Source organism: Halochromatium glycolicum (assembly GCF_016584085.1).
Taxonomy (GTDB): domain Bacteria; phylum Pseudomonadota; class Gammaproteobacteria; order Chromatiales; family Chromatiaceae; genus Lamprobacter; species Lamprobacter glycolicus.
This window is the reverse complement of record NZ_NRSJ01000027.1, coordinates 19,263-37,988: the sequence shown is the minus strand read 5'-3', so window position 1 is coordinate 37,988 and position 18,726 is coordinate 19,263. Positions and strand designations below refer to the sequence as shown.

The window sequence follows — 18,726 nt, the reverse complement described above, 5'->3', positions numbered from 1 at the left end:
CGTACGGAATCGTGGAGTAGAGCAGACGTATGGCACTAACCAAGGCAGACATGGCCGAAAGGCTGTTCGAGGAGCTCGGCCTGAACAAGCGCGAGGCCAAGGACGTCGTGGAGATGTTCTTCGAGGAGATTCGGGCCGCCCTGGAGCAGGGTGAGCAGGTCAAGCTATCCGGCTTTGGCAATTTCGACCTGCGTGAAAAGAAGCAGCGCCCAGGGCGCAACCCCAAGACTGGCGAAGAGATCCCGATCACCGCGCGTCGCGTCGTCACCTTCCGGCCCGGGCAGAAACTGAAATCACGGGTTGAGGCCTATGCCGGAACCGAGCACTAGTCTCAAAGAACTGCCGCCGATCCCGTCGAAGCGGTATTTCACGATCGGCGAGGTCAGCGAGCTCTGTGATGTGAAGCCGCACGTGCTGCGGTACTGGGAGCAGGAGTTCCCGCAGCTCAATCCGGTCAAGCGCCGTGGGAATCGTCGCTATTATCAGCATCATGATGTCTTGATGGTACGACGCATCCGGGGCCTGCTCTATGAACAGGGCTTCACCATTGGCGGGGCGCGGCAGCAGCTGAGCGGCGACTCGGCGAAGAAGGATAGCGCTCAAAGCCATCAGATCATCAAGCAGGTTCGACTCGAGCTCGAGGAGATCCTGCACGATCTGCGCCGCCGACCGCATTGACCTGAAGGGCTGGCAGGGTTATCTTGTGCTGCTTCCCGGGCGTAGCGCAGTCTGGTAGCGCACCACAATGGGGTTGTGGGGGTCGCAGGTTCGAATCCTGCCGCCCGGACCATCTTCTTGAACGCGGCAGCGGCTTCGGCGGCTGCCGCGTTTTGCGTTTGTGCAGGCGCGTGATTGGGCAGGTGTTTGGGCTCAAACGTCGCACCGGGCCTCTGGCATCCGACGGTCGTCTCGTTGCCCAGGGCGCTCGCCGTTGCCTGAGTTGAGGAATCGAGGCCCCATGACGATGAATCCCGATCAGCACGCAACGGGGCGGTTGGCCTTGCACGATGCGACCCAGGGTGAGCTGATCCGGGTGCGCGGCCTGGTGCAGGGCGTTGGCTTTCGGCCGACGGTCTGGCGTCTGGCGCGGGAGGCGGAACTGGTCGGCGATGTCTGCAACGACGCCGAGGGGGTGCTGATCCGGCTCTGGGGTAGCAGCGCCGAGATCGATGCCTTCTGTCAGCGCCTGATGCTCGAATGCCCGCCGCTCGGGCGCATCGACGGCATCGAGCGCCGTCTCTGCGCTGGCGCGGCGCCGGCGGCCTTCACCATCGTCGCGAGCGCTGGTGGGCCTGTCACCACTGGGGTGGTGCCCGATGCCGCGACCTGCGCCGCCTGTGCCGCCGAGATCCATGATCCCGCCGACCGGCGCTTCCGCTATCCGTTTACCAACTGCACCCATTGCGGGCCCCGGCTGAGCATCGTTCGGTCGATCCCTTATGACCGCGCCAATACCAGCATGGCGCCGTTCGCGATGTGCCCGGCCTGCGCGGCCGAGTACCGCGATCCGGCCGATCGGCGCTTCCATGCGCAGCCGAACGCCTGCCCGGAGTGCGGACCGCGGGTCTGGCTGGTTGGGCCTGATGGCGCCGATCCGACCGCGGCCGATCCGCAGGCGTTGGATGCGGTCGATGCCGCGAGCCGGCTCCTCGCGCGCGGCGCCATCGTTGCGATCAAGGGGATCGGCGGTTTTCATCTGGCCTGCGATGCGACCAACGCGGCGGCGGTCGCGGCGCTGCGCGCGCGCAAGCGGCGGGCGGCGAAGCCGTTCGCGCTGATGGCAAGGGACCTCGATGTGGTGCGGGCAATCTGCCGTGTCGGCCCGGCCGAGGCCGAGCTGCTGCGATCCGCCGTCGCTCCGATCGTCTTGCTCGATCGGCTCGACGCTCCGGCCCCCGGAACGGCGGCGATCGCCGAGGCGGTCGCGCCCGCCCAATCCGGGCTCGGCGTGATGCTCCCGTACAGCCCGCTGCATCATCTGCTGCTGCAGGATTGGGAACGCCCATTGGTGATGACCAGCGGCAACCTGAGCGACGAGCCGCAATGCATCGACAATGACGACGCGCTGCAGCGGCTGGCCGGGATCGCCGATGCCTGGCTGCTCAATGACCGCGCGATCGTCAATCGGGTCGATGATTCGGTGGCGCGGGTGATGGGCGGCCAGCGGCGCTGGCTGCGGCGGGCGCGCGGGGCGGCGCCGGCGCCGCTCGCACTGCCCGAGGGCTTCGCGCAGGCGCCGCGCGTGCTCGCGCTCGGCGGCGAGCTGAAGAATACGGTCTGCCTGCTCAGTCCGGGGGCCAGTCAGGGAACCGCCCAGGGCGGCGATCAGGAGGCCGCTCAGGGGGCCGATCAGGGGGGCTGTCAGGAGGCCGCTCAGGGGGCCGGTCAGGAAGCCAGTCCAGGAGTAAGTCAGGGAACCAATCAGGTAACTAGCCAGGGAACCAGTCAGGTACAGGCGACGCTGTCGCAGCATCTCGGGGATCTGGAGGAGGCGCGCACGGCGCGCGAGTTCGAGCAGACGGTCGCGCTCTATCGGCAACTGTTCGAGCACGAGCCCGCGGTGATCGCGGTCGATCAGCATCCTGATTATCGCTCGTCGGTGCTCGGGCGCCGCCTGGCCGAGGACCTCGGCGCGCGCCTGGTCGAGGTCCAGCACCATGCGGCCCATCTGGCGTCGGTGCTGGCGGATGCCGGCTGGGCGGCCGATGCCGGGCCGGTGGTCGGCCTGATGCTCGACGGCCTCGGCTATGGTCGCGACGGCACCCTTTGGGGCGGTGAGCTGCTGGTCGGCGCCTATCGGCACTGGTCGCGCATCGGCCATCTGCAACCGTTTCGGCTGCCCGGCGGCGAGCGCGCGATCCGCGAGCCCTGGCGCTGTCTCTACGCGCAGCTGGTCGCGGGCCTGGACTGGCCCGATGTGCGGCGGCGCTGGGGCGACGTCGAGGTGATCGCGGCGCTGACGGCGAAGCCTTTGGCGCAGCTCGATGCGCTGATCGCGAAGGGGCTGAATGCACCGCTGACGACCTCGGCCGGGCGGTTGTTCGATGCCGTTGCGGCGGCGCTCGGGATCTGCCGGGAGGGCATCGCCTATGAGGCGCAGGCGGCGATCGAGCTCGAGACCCTGGCGCGGCAGGCGCTGGACGAGGCCGGCTATCCGTTCGCGTTTGCGGATGACGAAGAGACCTGGCAGCTCGATCCGGCGCCAATGTGGGCGGCGCTGCTCGACGACCTCGCCGCGGGTCTCAGCGCGGAGCGGATCGCCGCGCGCTTCCATCTCGGCCTCGCCGAGGCATTGGCCGAGCTGGCCGCGCGGGCGGCCCAGGCGCACGGCATCGAGACCGTCGCGCTCTCCGGAGGCGTATTCCAGAACCGGACCCTGTTCGAGGCGGTCACCGCAGCATTGCGACGGCGCGGTCTGCGGGTGCTGAGTCATACCCAGGTGCCGGCGAATGACGGCGGTCTCGCGCTCGGACAGGCCGCGATCGCGGCACTCGCCGGCGGGTCCTGATGGAATGCTGTTGTCGTTCACGCGATTCTATGGAGGTCTCGCTGATTGGCTCATCTCGACCGTTGCAGATTCCGCCACCGCTTTAGCGCGTGACCGCGGCGAGGCCCATTTCGTGCGAATACCCCGAGACCTTAGCCCGTTCTCCAGGAGTTGGAGGCCGGCGCCCAACTGGACGACACCGCCCTAAGGCTGCGAACCGTCCTGGGTATCGAGGTGCACGCCCTGGCGAACGGGGTTTCGCCGCTCCTGGCCGGCGAGCTGGATCGCGGTGAGGCAAGGGCAGACCCAGTTAGCCTGAGTCCACGCGGCCCCAGGTGCCGGTGCGCGGGCGGTAGCGGTCCGGGATCAGCAGCGTCGGGCGCAGCTGGCTCGGGTCCTGCTGTAGGAAATCGAGGGTGTAGTGCAGGCCGCGGCTCTCGCGCCGGCGCTGCGCCGACTGCACGATCAGGTCGGCGACGTCGACGAGGTTGCGCAGCTCGAGCAGGTCGGTTTCGACGCGGAAATGGCTGTAGTGCTCGATGATCTCCTGGCGCAGCAGGTCGACGCGGCGCTTGGCGCGCTGCAGGCGCTTGTTGGTGCGCACGATGCCGACATAGTCCCACATGAACCGGCGCAGCTCCTCCCAGTTGTGCGAGATCACGACCTCTTCGTCCGGCTCGGTGACGCGGCTGGCGTCCCAGGCCGGGACCTCGGGCGGCTGTGACCAACTCTGGACGAGCGCGTCGATGTCTGCAGCGGCAAGCTCGGCGAAGACCAGGCATTCGAGCAGCGAGTTGCTCGCCATCCGGTTGGCGCCGTGCAGGCCGGTGTAGGCGGTCTCGCCGATCGCATAGAGGCCGGGCAGGTCGGTGCGGGCGCGGGCGTCGACGAGCAGGCCGCCGCAGGTATAGTGCGCGGCCGGGACCACCGGGATCGGCTCCTGGGTGATGTCGATGCCGAGCGCGAGGCAGCGCGCATGGATGGTCGGGAAGTGCTCGGTGATGAACTCCGCGCTGCGGTGGGAGATGTCGAGATGGACGAACTTGCTGCCGGTGCGCTTGATCTCGTGGTCGATCGCGCGCGCGACCACATCGCGCGGGGCCAGCTCTTCGCGCGCGTCGAAGCGGGGCATGAAGCGCTCGCCATTGGGCAGCCGCAGCTTGGCACCTTCTCCGCGTAGGGCCTCGGTGATCAGGAAGGATTTGGCCTTGGAGTGATAGAGACAGGTCGGATGGAACTGCATGAACTCCATGTTCGCGACCCGGCAGCCGGCGCGCCAGCCCATCGCGATGCCGTCGCCGGTGGCGACATCAGGGTTGCTGGTGTAGAGGTAGACCTTGCTGGCGCCGCCGCTGGCGATGACCACGAAGCGCGCGAGGAAGGTCTTGACCGCATTGTTGCGGCTGTCGAGCAGGTAGGCGCCGAGCACGCGGTTGCCGTCGCGCCCGAGCTTGCGCTCGGTAATCAGATCGACCGCGGCATGATGCTCGAACAGCTCGACGTTGCCCCGCGCGCGCACCAGATCGCTCAGCGTGGTCTCAACCGCGCGCCCGGTGGCATCGGCGGCATGGATGACGCGCCGGTGGGTATGACCGCCCTCGCGCGTCAGGTGGTAGCCGCTGGAATCGGTCGCGCTGTCGTCGCGCGTGAACTGGACGCCGGCGTCGAGCAGCCAATGGATGTTGGCCGGTCCGCGCTCGACGACCAGGCGCACGGTGGCCTCGTCGCAGAGCCCGTCGCCGGCCTTCAGGGTATCCTGTACATGGGCGTCGACGGTGTCGGTGGCGTTCAAGACCGCGGAGATGCCGCCTTGCGCATAGAGGGTGTTGCCCTCCTGGAGCTCGCGTTTGGAGATCACGGCGACCGAGAGTTGGGAGGGGAGCCGCAGCGCCAGGCTCAGGCCGGCGGCGCCGCTGCCGATGATCAGGACGTCATGGCGATTGGGATTGGACATGATCACTCCGACTGCTCGCACGGTCTCGGCCGACAGCAGGTGATCGGTCTTCAGAACGCGCTTTCAAGTGCAGTATGCCGCAGGCGCGCGACGACGTCGCCTCTCGAGCGATCATGAGCGGCCTGTGTCGTCCTTCAGCGGAAGCTGTCTGGGCTTGTTCATGTTTGAAGGTGAACAGATAGTAGACTAAGCCAGCGGCTGAATGGGTCATGGTTAGGCAGCCCGATCAGAAGCGGCGGTCGTTGCGTCACATCAATCGGTCCCGCAGCACGCTGCGAACTTTCTTTTGCGAGGTGGTGTCAATGCGCCAGGCAAGCTGGCAACTGCAGGCTCGGGGCGATCCGCGTGTCTGAGCGCGAGATCGATCAAGCGCTCGTGGAGCGTGCTCAGGCCGGCGATCGTCGTGCATTCGATCTACTGGTGCTCAAGTACCAGCAGAAGATCGCGGCACTGGTGGGCCGTTATCTCCGTGACAGCGCCGAGGTGCTGGATGTGACGCAGGATGCCTTCCTAAAGGCCTATCGCGCGCTGCCGGGCTTCCGCGGCGAATCGGCGTTCTACACCTGGATCTACCGGATCGCGATCAATACGGTCAAGAATCACATGGTCGCCCAGAGTCGGCGGCCCCCGGGCGATGACGTCGACGCCGAGCTCGCCGAACAGATGGACCTCGGCACGCCGCTGCGCGATAGCGGCACCCCGGAACGTGAGGCACTCAGCGACGAGATAGCAGGGACCGTGCAGGCGGCCCTTGATGCGCTGCCTGACGATCTGCGGACGGCGATCATGTTTCGTGAGATCGATGGCATGAGCTATGAGGAGATCGCGACCGCGATGGACTGTCCAATCGGGACCGTTCGCTCGCGCATCTTTCGCGCGCGCGAGGCGATCGACAAGCGCTTGCGGCCATTGCTCGAGGGATAGGGGTGGGGCCGGCAAGTCCGGATGGCTTCGAGATAACGGCACTCGGTCATTCCGATCCATGAACGACTGGCGTGTGAAGGCGATAACATGACGACATCAACATCGGACCAACGGCATCTAGCGGCGCTCATTGACGGTGAACCGGGTCCTGGCGGGTTCGACGAAGCGATCCGGGCAGCGGGACAGGATGCAGCGCTCCGCGATCGCTTCGAACGGGGTCTACTGATCGGTCAGATCCTGCGCGGTGAGCCGATGCTGTCCGGTGCGCGGGCGATCAGCGGCCGGGTCGCCGGTACACTGTCGAACGAGCCGGTCATGCTGTTGCGGCAGCGGAAGCCTAGTTCGCGGGTGCGCCCGATCAATCGCCCTGCCGCTGCACTGGCGCTGGCGGCGAGTCTGGTTGCGGTTGCCGTGCTCGTCGGCCCGAGTCTGCTCTCAGGGCCAGGAGCAGGGGGGGCGGACCCGATCCTGGCAGATGCTGCGGACGGCTCACAGTCGGTCGAGGGTGCCTCAGACGCGGTCGAGCCCAGCCTGGTCGCGCAATGGTCGATGGGTGATCCGGCGGACTCGACTGAGCTGGACGCGCTGCTCGTCGACCACCGGGAACGGGCTTCGGCCTCCGGCCTAACCGGCTTTATTCCGTATGCGGCTGTGGTTGGTCAAAGTGGCGTGCGTTAAACGGATGCGAGGCGCCGCCCTGCACCGTGTCACGGCTGGGCTTGTCTTCGTCGGTTTCGGACTCGCGCTCGCGGCCGCATCGGCGGCGGATCAGCAAGTTGGCAGCAATGACTATTCACCAGTGGATTGGCTTGCGCGTATGGCGCGGGCGCTGACGAAGCTCGAGTACGAGGGCACGCTGGTCTATCTGCATGGACATGAGCTCTCGACGCTGCGAATCGCCCACCGTATCGAGAACGGCCAGCCGCGCGAAAGCCTTCTTGCGCTCAGTGGCCCTATCCGGGCGGTGGCCCGGAGCCACCAGCGCGTGACCTGCGTGCTCCCCGATGCCCGGGCGATCTCGGTGCCACGGCACCCTCCGCACTCGGCCGCAACACTGCATCCCGGACCACTGGAAATCGAGCGGTTGCAACCGCACTACCTGATCCATCCGCTGGGGCGCTCGCGCGTGGCCGGACGTGATACCCGGGTTATCGGGATCATACCGAAGGATGACCTACGCTACGGGTACCGCTTCTTCATCGACGAAGCGACCGGTCTGCCATTGAAGACCGATCTGATGAACAGTGCGGCGACCCCGATCGAGCAGGTCATGTTCACCGAGGTTGATTTCCTCGAACAGGGCGACGAGCCGCCCGCTCTCGGCGCAGCGCCTGCGCCCAGTGCCGTGCTGGCCCAGGCTGGGCCTGATGGCGGGGATGGCGCGGATATGAGCGCCAGCAGGCTCCGCGCCGAATCGGCCCTGACGCGCTCCGACGTGCGGGCCGGGCCCTGGACCTTCGCCGAACTCCCAGCCGGCTACCGTGTTACGGCAGGCGATTCGGTCGATCTCGACGGCGAGCACGCCCGCCGCTGGTTCATGATAACTGACGGTCTCTCGGCGGTGTCGGTCTATATCGAGCCCGATCGCGGGCAGGGGTTCGCGGGCACCAAGCGCATCGGAGCGGTCAATGCGGCCGGTCGAATACTCGATCATCACCAGGTGACGGTCGTTGGCGAAGTGCCTCTGCAGACCGTACAGGCAATTGCCGAGGCGGTGACCGTCAATGAAGGCCCGGCACACTGACTTGCCAGAGTCGGTTGATACGCGCAAGATTTCGGGATGATCGAAGAGAACGCCGTTGTCGTCGCCGCTGAGGCGGGAATCATTGAGGTCGAGATCCATCGTCGCGCGAGCTGCAACGCCTGCAGTGCGCGGTCTGGCTGTGGCGTGTCACTGCTCGATCGTGTGCTGGGGCGGCGTCCGCAGCGGCTCGTGCTCGCCAACAAGCTTGATGCTCGCGTGGGCGATGAGGTCGTGATCGGGATTCCTGAGGGGGCGTTGCTGAAGGCTGCTGTTGCAGCCTATATGCTCCCACTGCTCGGCCTGCTGAGTGGCGGCATCATCGGCGACCTGCTCGTGAATGATGCCTCTGTTGGGGAAGCGCTCCCGCTCTTGGGCGGGCTCATCGGGCTTGGGATCGGTCTGCTTGGCACCCGATTCTATAGCCGTCGGCTTGCGGCGGACCCCCAGTGGCGCGCCGTCTTGCTGCGCCGCGTCACAGGTAGTCTGGCAGTCGGTCTCCCGAGCACACACTGAACCCGTCTCACATCGCCTCCACTATTCTGCCCTAAGCCCCGCCTCAGTCTCGGGCGTTCCCGCGGCCACCAGTCCGCTTTGGCCCGATCCGTTCTGTTATCGTTAACGATGAGTCCAGCGTGGCGTCGCTGGTGTTGTCCCATTTCGTGTCGATTCGACCTTAGGTATGTGCAAACGGTCTTGGCTCCTGCTCGTGCTCATCGGTTTTTGCACCCTGAGTGCCTTCTTGACCACGCCGCACGGGGGGGAGGCGTTTGCTCAGCCGCCAGCGGGGTCTTCGCGCGGCTCGACAGCGCTCGTCACCGGGCTCCCGGATTTCACTCCGCTGGTTAAACGCTTTGGCCCGTCGGTCGTCAACATCAGTAGCAAGCAGCGCTATGGCGCTGGGCCGCAGGATTTCGAGGACGAGCACGGCCTGCCGGAGGATAGCCCGCTCTACGATTTCTTTCGTCGTTTCTTCGGCGATGAGGGGCCATTACCCGATGAGGGTGATCTAGGACGCTCGCTCGGATCGGGCTTCATCCTGAGCTCCGACGGCTATGTGCTCACGAATGCGCATGTGGTCGAGGCTGCTGATGAGATCATTGTTCGGATGAGCGACCGGCGCGAGTTCGTCGCGGAGATCATCGGAAGCGATGAACGCAGTGATATCGCATTGGTGAAGATCGATGCCGAAGACCTGCCCGCAGTCGAACTCGGGGATTCGGATGCGGTCGAGGTCGGGGCCTGGGTGCTCGCGATCGGTTCCCCGTTCGGCTTCGAGCATTCAGCCACCGCAGGGATCGTCAGCGCCAAGGGGCGTGCGTTGCCTTCGGAGAACTACGTGCCTTTCATCCAAACCGATGTCGCGATCAATCCGGGCAACTCGGGCGGTCCGCTGTTCGATCTCCAAGGCCGTGTCGTTGGCGTGAACTCCCAGATCTATAGCCGCACCGGCGGTTTTATGGGACTGTCTTTCGCGATTCCGATCGATGTCGCGGTCGATGTCGTCGAGCAGCTCATGGACAAGGGACGGGTCAGTCGGGGCTGGCTCGGCGTGCTGGTCCAAGACGTGACGCGGGATCTCGCCGAACCGTTCGGACTGCCGCACCCGGTAGGTGCGCTGGTTTCCGAGGTCCTGCCGAGCAGTCCCGCTGCGGAGGCTGGTTTGCGGGCCGGTGATATCATTCTGGCCTTCGATGGCGTCGAGGTGCCGACCTCGAGTAATCTGCCCCCATTGGTCGGTGCAACCAAGGTCGATGTGACCGTCGACGTTGAGATCCTGCGTGATCGTGAACGCCAGACGATTGCCGTGACCCTGGCCGAGCTGCCCGATGACGAGACGAGCTTGATCGCGTCCGGTCATCCGACGCCACCGGCTGCAGATCGGCTTGGTCTGGTGATCAAGGCGGTGCCGAAGGATCAGCGCGAGGTGCTCGGTATCGACGAAGGTGGCGTATTGGTCGATCGGGTCGAGACCGGCCCAGCCGAACGCGGCGGCCTGCGCGCGGGGGATGTCATCCTCGCCCTCGGCAATGATCCGGTCACCGGACCGTCGGCGTTCGAGCGCATGGTTCAGGCGCTGCCAGCCGGACAGTCGGTGGCGATGCTGGTCCAGCGCGGCGACGGACGCATGTTCTATGCGCTGCGCGTGCCGCCCGAGTAGGGGGTCCGCGTCGCCGAGTACCCTCCTGTCCTGTGCCGGGGTCCGATCGCCCGGGGAAACAGGTTGCCCGATCGGATACCCGAGGATATTGTCTGCCGATGGCCGATCTCAGTCACATCCGTAACTTCTCCATCATCGCCCACATCGACCACGGAAAGTCGACCATCGCCGACCGCTTCATCCAGCACTGCGGGAGTCTGACCAACCGGGAGATGTCCGATCAAGTGCTCGATTCGATGGACCTCGAGCGCGAGCGCGGCATCACGATCAAGGCGCAAAGTGTCACCCTCGACTATCCGGCTAAGGACGGGCAGGTCTACGAGCTCAACTTCATCGACACGCCGGGCCACGTCGATTTCTCGTACGAGGTCTCGCGCTCGCTGGCCGCCTGTGAGGGGGCGCTGCTGGTGGTCGATGCGGCGCAAGGGGTCGAGGCGCAGAGCGTCGCCAACTGCTATACCGCGATCGATCTCGGCCTCGAGGTCTTGCCGGTCTTGAACAAGATCGATCTGCCGTCGGCTGAGCCGGAGCGCGTGATGAATGAGATCGAAGAGATCATCGGTCTCGAGGCCGAGGACGCGCTGCGGGTCAGCGCCAAGACCGGGCTCGGTATCCCCGAGCTGCTGGAGATGCTGGTGGCCAAGGTCCCGCCGCCGGTCGGCGATGCCGATGCGCCGCTGCGCGCGCTGATCATCGATTCCTGGTTCGATCCCTATGTGGGGGTCGTCTCGCTGATCCGGGTCAAGGAGGGGACGCTCAAGCGACGCGACAAGATCAAGGTGATGTCGGTCGGGCGGGTGCACCAAGCCGACAGCATCGGCATCTTCACGCCGAAGAAGACCCCGCGCGAGCAGCTCGGCCCGGGCGAGGTCGGCTTCGTCGCCGCCGGTATCAAGGAGATCGACGGCGCGCCGGTCGGCGATACCATCACCGGTGCTGAGAATCCGGCCAGCGCGCGCCTGCCCGGCTTCCGCGAGATCCGTCCGCGCGTCTTCGCCGGACTCTACCCGGTGTCCTCGGATGACTACGAGGACCTGCGCGATGCGCTCGCGAAGCTGCGCCTCAACGAATCGGCGCTGTTCTACGAGCCCGAGACCTCACAGGCGCTCGGCTTCGGTTTCCGCTGCGGCTTCCTCGGGATGCTGCACATGGAGATCATCCAGGAGCGGCTCGAGCGCGAATACGATCTCGATCTGATCACGACCGCGCCGACGGTCGTCTACGAGGTCGTGCTGACCGATGGTGAGGTGATCAATGTCGACAATCCGGCCAACCTGCCGGAGCTGTCTCAGATCGCCGAGATCCGCGAGCCGATCATCGAGGCGCATATCCTGGTGCCGCAGGACATGCTCGGCGGCGTCATCAACCTCTGTGTCGAGAAGCGCGGGGTGCAGAAGAACATCCAGTTCCTTGGCGGCCAGGTTCAGGTGACCTATGAGCTGCCGCTCAACGAGGTCGTGCTCGATTTCTTCGATCGGCTGAAGTCGGTCAGCCGCGGGTTCGCGTCGTTCGAGTACGAACTGAAGCGCTTCGATGCGGCTGATCTGGTCAAACTGGACCTGCTGATCAACGGTGAGCGCGTCGATGCCCTGTCGCTGATCGTGCACCGGTCTAATTCGGTCCATCGCGGCCGGGATCTGGCCGAACGGATGAAGGAGCTGATCCCGCGGCAGATGTTCGAGGTCGCGATCCAGGCCGCGATCGGCACCAAGATCATCGCCCGGAGCACGGTGAAGGCGCTGCGCAAGAACGTCACCGCGAAATGCTACGGCGGTGATGTGACCCGCAAGCGCAAGCTGCTCGAGAAGCAGAAGGCGGGGAAGAAACGGATGAAACAGGTCGGGCGCGTCGAGATCCCGCAGGAGGCATTTCTTGCGGTGCTTCAGTCCAGTAGGGATAATTGAGGTTTTTGCGGTCCGGTCCTGACCCTGAGGGAGGGTGGGCGCTCGGAGCGCCGATCCGGTCAGGAGACGCAATCAGACTATGAGCTTCGACTTCCCGACATTCCTTGTCGCCGCCACCGCTCTGACGGGCGGCATCTGGCTGATCGACGCGCTGTTCTTTGCTCCAAAACGGCGCCGCATCGCAACGGCCGCCGCGAGCGGGGCATCGGATGAAACCGCGCCAGCATCGGCAGGCGGTTACAAAGAGCCGGTGCTGGTCGAATATGCGCGCTCGTTCTTCCCGGTGATCCTGATCGTGCTCTTGCTGCGTTCGTTCGTGGTGGAGCCGTTCCGGATTCCATCCGGCTCGATGATGCCGACGCTGCTCGTCGGCGATTTCATCCTCGTCAACAAGTTCGCCTACGGCCTGCGCTGGCCGGTGCTGAACAGCAAATTCGTCGAGCTCGGTGAGCCGGAGCGGGGCGATGTCATCGTCTTCCGCTTCCCGCAGGACGAGTCGGTCGATTACATCAAGCGGGTCATCGGCGTCCCTGGCGACCAAGTCTACTACCGGGACAAGACGGTCTATCTCAACGGCGAGCCACTGGGGCAGATCCCGCTCGGCAACTACGTCGGCGAGAACGGTCGGCCCACCGGTCTGCTCGAGGCGATCGAGAAGATCGACGATCGGGAGCACGAGATCCTCATCAACCCCCGCACCGGGGATTTTCCGCGCGCCTGCCGGGTGCTTGCGGACGGCCCGGTGACTGTGCCCGAAGAGAGCTACTTCGTGATGGGGGACAACCGTGACAACAGCAACGATGGCCGCTGCTGGGGCTTCGTGCCCGAGGAGAATCTGGTCGGCAAGGCGTTTGCGATCTGGATGAGCTGGGACGGCGGCCGCGATGGCTTTCCTGTCAATCTCGGGCGGATCGGAGACGTGATCCATTGACGAGCCCAGTCGGAACCGCTTGCTGCGCGGCCGCGCGAGCACGCGCCCAGCGAGGGGTCGGGCTGGCGGGTATCCTGATTGTGCTGGCGTTGGCCGCCTTCTTTGTGACCCTATTGGTCAGAATGGGCCCATCCTATATGACCTATTTTCAGGTGCGCTCCTTGATGGATCGCGTCATCGAGAAACCGGAGCTGCGCGGCGCCGGCACGCGGCAGGTGCTGGCGGCCGTTTCGCGGCAACTCTATATCGATGGGGTCCGCACGGTGGACAAATCCGATTTTCAGATCAAGCGCGAAGGCAATGAGGTCTTTCTCGTGCTCGATTACCAGGCGCAAGAGCATCTCGGCTTCAACGTCGATGTGCTGATGCATTTCGAGCATCGTGTGCCGTTTCCGCCCCGACCCTGATGGCCGATCCGAACCGTCTCGTCCATTCACTCATCGGCCGCAAGCCCGAGTCGACGGCACTGATCGAACAGGCGTTGACGCATCGCAGCGCCGGGCCGGTCAACAACGAGCGGCTGGAGTTCCTAGGCGACGCGCTGCTGGGCTTCGTCATCGCTGAGGTGCTGTTGCAGCGCTTCCCCGATGCCAGCGAGGGCGATCTGACCCGGCGGCGCGCGACCCTGGTCAATCGCGAGGCGCTGGCACGGATCGCGCGGACCCTCGCGCTCGGCGATTATCTGCGCCTGGACCCTGGCGCGCTGCGCTCCGGCGGGCACGCCCGCGATTCGGTGCTCTCCGATGCGCTCGAGGCATTGATCGGCGCGATCTATCTCGATCAGGGTTTCGCTTGTGCGAAGCAGATGATCCTGCGTGTGTTCACCGATGCCCTCGCCGAAGTCGCCAACCGCGATGCCGGCAAGGACCCGAAGACCCGGCTCCAGGAGTGGCTGCAGGCCCGCCGACGCAGTCTGCCCGAATACGAGGTGATCGCGATCACCGGCGAGCAGCATGCGCAGCGTTTCCAGGTTCGCTGTCGCCTAGCGGACGAGGAGCGCAGCTGTATCGGCGATGGCTCGAGTCGGCGGCGCGCCGAGCAGCAGTCGGCCGAGACCATGCTGACACAGCTGATCGAGCAGGAGGAAGCGTGAGCCGGGATGGCAAGCAGGATCTCCCGATTGAGGAACAGTCGGCTGAGGTGTGCGAGACCGCCCGCAGCGAGAATCGCTGTGGCTATGTCGCCATCGTCGGGCGGCCCAATGTCGGCAAGTCGACACTCTTGAATCGGCTGCTCGGCCAGAAGCTCGCGATCACCTCGCACAAGCCGCAGACGACGCGCCATACCATCCTGGGGGTCTCGACGCTAAGCGGCGGTCAGATCCTCTATGTGGATACGCCTGGGCTGCACCAGCGCGGAGGTAACGCACTCAATCGCTACCTGAACCGGGCTGCGCGAGCGATCCTCTCCGATGTCGATCTGGTGCTGCTGGTCGTTGAGGCGCTGCGCTTCAACGACGAGGATCGGATGGCACTGGAGGCGGTCGCGGAGGCCGGCACACCGGTGATCGTTGCAATCAACAAATGCGATCGGATCACCGAGAAGCCGCGTTTGCTGCCGTTCTTACAGACGTTATCGCAGCGCTACGCGTTCTCTGCGATGGTGCCGGTCTCGGCACTGGACGGCGAGCAGGTCGACCGGCTCGAGGCAGCGGTGCTGGCGGCCCTTCCGATCGGTGAGAACCTGTTTCCACCGGATCAACTGACCGACCGCTCAGAGCGCTTCCTCGCCGCTGAACTGTTGCGCGAGCAGCTGATGCAGCGTTACGGAAAGGAGCTACCGTATCGAAGCACGGTCGAGATCGAGTCGTTCAAGCTGGAGCCGACCGAGAGCGCGGACGGCGAGGCGAGAGCGCGCATCCATGCGCTGGTATGGGTCGAGCGCGAGAGCCAGAAGGCGATCATCGTCGGCCGCGGGGGCGAAGCCCTGAAGGCGGCGGCGTCGCAAGCGCGGCTGGAGATGCAGAAGCTGTTCGGGCGCTCGGTGCACCTGGAGGTCTGGGTCAAGGTCAAGCACAGCTGGAGCAGCGACGAGGCCGCCCTTGCAAGCCTCGGTTACGGTGAATACTAAGCGTTGATGAGTCATCGCTCGCTGCGGCGTGGCTTTGTGCTGCACCGGCGCGACTATCGCAATACGAGCCTGCTGCTCGAGGTCTTCAGCGCCGAGGCCGGACGGCTGGCGATCGTCGCCAAAGGCGCTAAGACCGCCGCGCGCGGACGCTCGCCGGCGGCGTTGCTGTTGCAGCCCTTCCAGCCGTTGTGGCTCGGCTGGAGTGGACGCGGCGAGGTCAAGACCCTGACCGCGGCGGAGGCGGCGGGCCCGGCCTTGGCGCTTGCCGGTGAACGGCTCTATTGCGGCCTGTACCTGAACGAGCTGATGCTGCGGCTGATCGAGCGCGACGACCCGCACGAGGCCTTGTTCGTGTTCTATCAGCAGGCCCTGGGCGACCTGGTCGCGGCGCCGATCGAGCCGGTCCTGCGTCGTTTCGAGCTGCGTCTGCTTGAAGAGCTGGGGTATGCACCGGACCTCACTCGGGATGCGCAAGGTGCGCCGCTGGCGCGCGGGCGCTGGTATCGCTTTGAGCCCCAGAGCGGGCTGATCGCTCAGCCCGCGGGCGTCGCCGATGCAGCACCGGATACGCCCGGCGTGACGGTCAGCGGCGCGCTGCTGGCTCGGCTGACCGCGGGGGCGGCACTGACCGCTGCCGATGCGCGTGCTGCGCGCGATCTGATGCGTGCTGCGCTGGCGCCACATCTGGGGCCGAAGCCGCTCAAGAGCCGAGCGCTGTTCCGACGGCGCACGAGCTGATCCGCTTCCATCAAACCAATCCTCGGTCTAGACCGACCGGCATTCCAGGAGCCAACATGGCAGAGTTAACCGGTGCGCCGATCCTGCTCGGCGTCAACATCGACCATATCGCTACGATTCGCGCCGCACGCGGCACCCGTTATCCCGAGCCGATCCAGGCCGCGCTCGTCGCCGAGCAGGCCGGGGCCGATGCGATCACGCTGCACCTGCGCGAGGATCGCCGTCATATCCAGGATCGCGATGTGCATCTGCTGAAAGGCATCCTGCAGACGCGGATGAATCTCGAGATGGCGGCGACCCCCGAGATGGGACGCATCGCGACCGAGGTTCGTCCGAGCGACTGCTGTCTGGTGCCAGAGCGGCGCGAAGAGCTCACGACCGAGGGCGGCCTCGATGTCGCCGGACAGGTCGACAAGCTGCGGGAACTGAGCGCGATGCTGACCGAGGCCGGCGTGCGCGTCTCGCTCTTCATCGATCCGGAGCCCGCTCAGCTCGAGGCGGCGGTCGAGGTCGGGGCGCCCGTGGTCGAGATCCACACCGGCCGCTATGCCGATGCCATGACACCAGCCGCGCGGCGCGAGGAGCTGCAGCGAATCGCCGAGGCGGTGGGCAGAGGGAGGAAGCTCGGGCTGCAGGTCAATGCCGGGCACGGTCTCGATTATCCCAACGTCGAGGCGATTGCGGCGCTGCCCGGCGTCCGTGAGCTCAATATCGGTCATGCGATCGTCGCGCGGGCGCTGTTCTCGGGCCTGGAGCGGGCTGTCGCCGAGATGAAGCGGCTGATGGTGCAGGCGGCCTGGCAGCGCAGCGCCTGACCGGCGCATCGTCGCCAGGGCGTTTCGCCGCCGTCACCGCCGGTCTTGGAATCATTGTCATCGAACCGGGGTGGAAAAGGAACGCGGTTTGCTTCATTCCTAACGAAACGACTCGCAACGAAACGACTCGCAACGAAACGACTCGCACGCGACAGGCTGCTCTCTACGGAATCCGATCATGAATACCTCAGTAAAGTCGACAGTCCCACGGCGACCAGTCGTCTTGGTCATCCTCGACGGCGTTGGCATCAACCCGAGCAAGCTCCATAACGCCATGGCTCAGGCGCGTACGCCGCGGCTCGATGAGTATTTTTTCCGTTACCCCTTCACCCAGCTCAACGCATCCGGAAGCGGCGTGGGTCTGCCGGTAGGGCAGATGGGCAACTCCGAGGTGGGTCATATGACCCTCGGCAGCGGGAGCGCGCTGCGCCAGGATCTGGTGCTGATCGACGACGCGATCGCGGACGGGAGCTTCTTCGACAACCCGGCGCTGTGCGCTGCGGTGAGCTCGGCCAAGGCGAAGGGGCGGCCGCTGCAGTTGCTGGGGCTGGTCTCGGAAGGAGGCGTCCACAGCCACTCGCGACATCTGCTGGCATTGATCGAGCTCTGCCGGCGTGAGGGTGTGACGCCATTGGTGCATATGATCACCGATGGGCGGGATACCCCACCGAAGTCGGTGCTCAACAGCCTCGGCGATGTCGAGGAAGCGCTCGATGGGGCGGGCGGAGCGATCGTCACCGTCAGCGGTCGTTACTATGCCATGGACCGCGACCGGCGTTTCGATCGCACCGAGCGCGCCTGGCGCGCGATCGTGCTCGGCAAGGGACGCAGCGCGCCGACTGCCCGGGCGGCGATCGATGCGGCCTATGCTGCTGGTGAGGGCGATGAGTTCGTCCACCCGAGCGTCATCGGCGATTGGCACGGCCTTCAGGCCGATGACCCGATGGTCCTGTTCAACTTCCGCAAGGACCGCCCGCGTCAGATCGCCGCGGCCCTGGCATTGCCGGGCTTCGAGGGCTTCGACCGTGGTGACGCGCCGCTCTGTGATCTGACCTGCATGATGGTCTACGACAGGACCTTTGGTCTGCCGCATGCGTTCGATCCGGAGAAGCCCTCGGTGACCCTGAACCAGCTGATCAGCGCCGAAGGCATCGAGCAGTTCCATTGCGCTGAGACCGAGAAGTACGCCCATGTCACCTTCTTCTTCAACGGCGGACAGGAAGAACCGGCGGAGGGTGAGGTGCATCGATTGATCCCGTCCCCAATGGTCAAGACCTATGACCTGAAGCCGGAGATGAGCGCGGCACAGGTCGGCGATGCGGTGGTCGAGGCGATCGAATCGGAGCGCTATGGCTTCATCGTGGTCAACTTCGCCAACGGCGATATGGTCGGCCACACCGGTTTCATGGATGCGGTGATCCATGCGGTCGAGGTCGTCGACCACCAGGCCGGGCGGGTGCTCGATGCCGCCGTGGCGCATGGCTATTCGGCCCTCCTGACCGCTGATCATGGCAACTGCGACATGATGGCCGACCCCGAGACCGATGAGCCCCATACCCAGCATACGACCAACCCGGTCCCGTTCCTGGTCGTGGATCAGGAGCGCTGGGTGCTGCGCCCGAGCGGCGGTCTCGCGGATGTGGCCCCAACGGTGCTCGAGCTGATGGGCCTGCCGCAAACTGAGGCGATGTCTGGTCAGTCACTGTTGGTCGAAGCGCGCTTGCCGCAGCCGAGTGCCGCACTGGATCGGATGGCCATGGCAAGCACGAGCTGAATCACCGGCCCGGTCTAGAAGTGCCCCGCAGCGCTGACTGTGCGCACCAACTTGATGCGCATCGGCGGCGCACTGCGCAATGCTAGCGCGTCAAGCGCGGCGCCCATCGGGCGCCTGCCTCTTGGCCCGTTTCCATCCCGCCCGGCTTGATGGTGACCGCCATGTCGTCGCATCGCTTGGTACTACTGGTTGTGCTGCTCCTCGGCGCGGCGGCATTGGCCTACAAT

At 65.5% G+C, this 18,726-nt stretch carries 17 protein-coding genes and 1 tRNA gene; 17 read left to right on the top strand and 1 reads right to left on the bottom strand.

Annotated features, from left to right (window positions below):
• Window positions 1-29: 29 nt before the first annotated feature.
• The 4 genes from ihfA to hypF all read left to right on the top strand — a co-directional run bounded on the left by ihfA (window position 30) and on the right by hypF (window position 3,508).
• Complete coding sequence (gene ihfA, locus CKO40_RS14575) at window positions 30-329, top strand: integration host factor subunit alpha (protein ID WP_200346959.1); 300 nt, start codon at window positions 30-32, stop codon at window positions 327-329.
• Window positions 310-678, top strand: coding sequence for a MerR family transcriptional regulator (locus CKO40_RS14570; protein WP_200346958.1), 369 nt, complete (start codon window positions 310-312; stop codon window positions 676-678). Before ihfA ends, CKO40_RS14570 begins: the two co-directional genes overlap by 20 nt.
• 35 nt (window positions 679-713) lie before the next feature.
• Window positions 714-790, top strand: a tRNA-Pro gene (locus tag CKO40_RS14565).
• A 174-nt stretch (window positions 791-964) separates the two neighbouring features.
• Window positions 965-3,508, top strand: coding sequence for a carbamoyltransferase HypF (hypF, locus tag CKO40_RS24395; RefSeq protein ID WP_242477062.1), 2,544 nt, complete (start codon window positions 965-967; stop codon window positions 3,506-3,508).
• A gap of 289 nt (window positions 3,509-3,797) precedes the next feature.
• Here hypF and nadB read toward each other — a convergent pair whose 3' ends face one another.
• Complete coding sequence (gene nadB, locus CKO40_RS14555; protein WP_200346957.1) at window positions 3,798-5,441, bottom strand: L-aspartate oxidase; 1,644 nt, start codon at window positions 5,439-5,441, stop codon at window positions 3,798-3,800.
• Between the two features lie 345 nt (window positions 5,442-5,786).
• On the opposite strand from nadB, the gene rpoE reads away from it, so the two are divergent.
• From rpoE to gpmI, 13 genes are all read left to right on the top strand, one after another.
• Entirely contained in the window at window positions 5,787-6,365 is a 579-nt protein-coding gene (gene rpoE, locus CKO40_RS14550; RefSeq protein WP_200346956.1) for an RNA polymerase sigma factor RpoE, read from the top strand.
• 87 nt (window positions 6,366-6,452) lie between these two features.
• On the top strand, window positions 6,453-7,043 hold the full coding sequence (locus CKO40_RS14545) for an RseA family anti-sigma factor (protein WP_200346955.1): 591 nt from the start codon (window positions 6,453-6,455) through the stop codon (window positions 7,041-7,043).
• Between the two features lie 4 nt (window positions 7,044-7,047).
• The gene (locus CKO40_RS14540) at window positions 7,048-8,109 is read left to right on the top strand and encodes a MucB/RseB C-terminal domain-containing protein (protein ID WP_200346954.1); all 1,062 of its coding nucleotides are present in this window, start codon (window positions 7,048-7,050) and stop codon (window positions 8,107-8,109) included.
• Window positions 8,110-8,145: 36 nt separating this feature from the next.
• Entirely contained in the window at window positions 8,146-8,622 is a 477-nt protein-coding gene (locus tag CKO40_RS14535; RefSeq protein ID WP_200346953.1) for a SoxR reducing system RseC family protein, read from the top strand.
• Between the two features lie 166 nt (window positions 8,623-8,788).
• The gene (locus tag CKO40_RS14530; protein ID WP_200346952.1) at window positions 8,789-10,267 is read left to right on the top strand and encodes a DegQ family serine endoprotease; all 1,479 of its coding nucleotides are present in this window, start codon (window positions 8,789-8,791) and stop codon (window positions 10,265-10,267) included.
• Between the two features lie 98 nt (window positions 10,268-10,365).
• A complete protein-coding gene (gene lepA, locus CKO40_RS14525) occupies window positions 10,366-12,171 on the top strand; it encodes a translation elongation factor 4 (protein WP_200346951.1) in 1,806 nt (601 codons plus the stop codon).
• A 79-nt stretch (window positions 12,172-12,250) separates the two neighbouring features.
• Complete coding sequence (gene lepB, locus CKO40_RS14520) at window positions 12,251-13,102, top strand: signal peptidase I (protein WP_200346950.1); 852 nt, start codon at window positions 12,251-12,253, stop codon at window positions 13,100-13,102.
• Complete coding sequence (locus CKO40_RS14515; RefSeq protein ID WP_200346949.1) at window positions 13,099-13,509, top strand: DUF4845 domain-containing protein; 411 nt, start codon at window positions 13,099-13,101, stop codon at window positions 13,507-13,509. Before lepB ends, CKO40_RS14515 begins: the two co-directional genes overlap by 4 nt.
• The gene (gene rnc, locus CKO40_RS14510) at window positions 13,509-14,195 is read left to right on the top strand and encodes a ribonuclease III (RefSeq protein ID WP_200346948.1); all 687 of its coding nucleotides are present in this window, start codon (window positions 13,509-13,511) and stop codon (window positions 14,193-14,195) included. The genes CKO40_RS14515 and rnc overlap by 1 nt, the downstream gene beginning before the upstream one ends.
• A gap of 47 nt (window positions 14,196-14,242) precedes the next feature.
• On the top strand, window positions 14,243-15,172 hold the full coding sequence (gene era / locus CKO40_RS14505) for a GTPase Era (protein ID WP_200346983.1): 930 nt from the start codon (window positions 14,243-14,245) through the stop codon (window positions 15,170-15,172).
• Window positions 15,173-15,178: 6 nt separating this feature from the next.
• On the top strand, window positions 15,179-15,910 hold the full coding sequence (gene recO, locus CKO40_RS14500) for a DNA repair protein RecO (protein WP_200346947.1): 732 nt from the start codon (window positions 15,179-15,181) through the stop codon (window positions 15,908-15,910).
• Between the two features lie 56 nt (window positions 15,911-15,966).
• The gene (gene pdxJ, locus CKO40_RS14495) at window positions 15,967-16,725 is read left to right on the top strand and encodes a pyridoxine 5'-phosphate synthase (RefSeq protein ID WP_200346946.1); all 759 of its coding nucleotides are present in this window, start codon (window positions 15,967-15,969) and stop codon (window positions 16,723-16,725) included.
• Between the two features lie 178 nt (window positions 16,726-16,903).
• The gene (gene gpmI, locus CKO40_RS14490) at window positions 16,904-18,499 is read left to right on the top strand and encodes a 2,3-bisphosphoglycerate-independent phosphoglycerate mutase (RefSeq protein ID WP_200346945.1); all 1,596 of its coding nucleotides are present in this window, start codon (window positions 16,904-16,906) and stop codon (window positions 18,497-18,499) included.
• Window positions 18,500-18,726 lie beyond the last annotated feature (227 nt).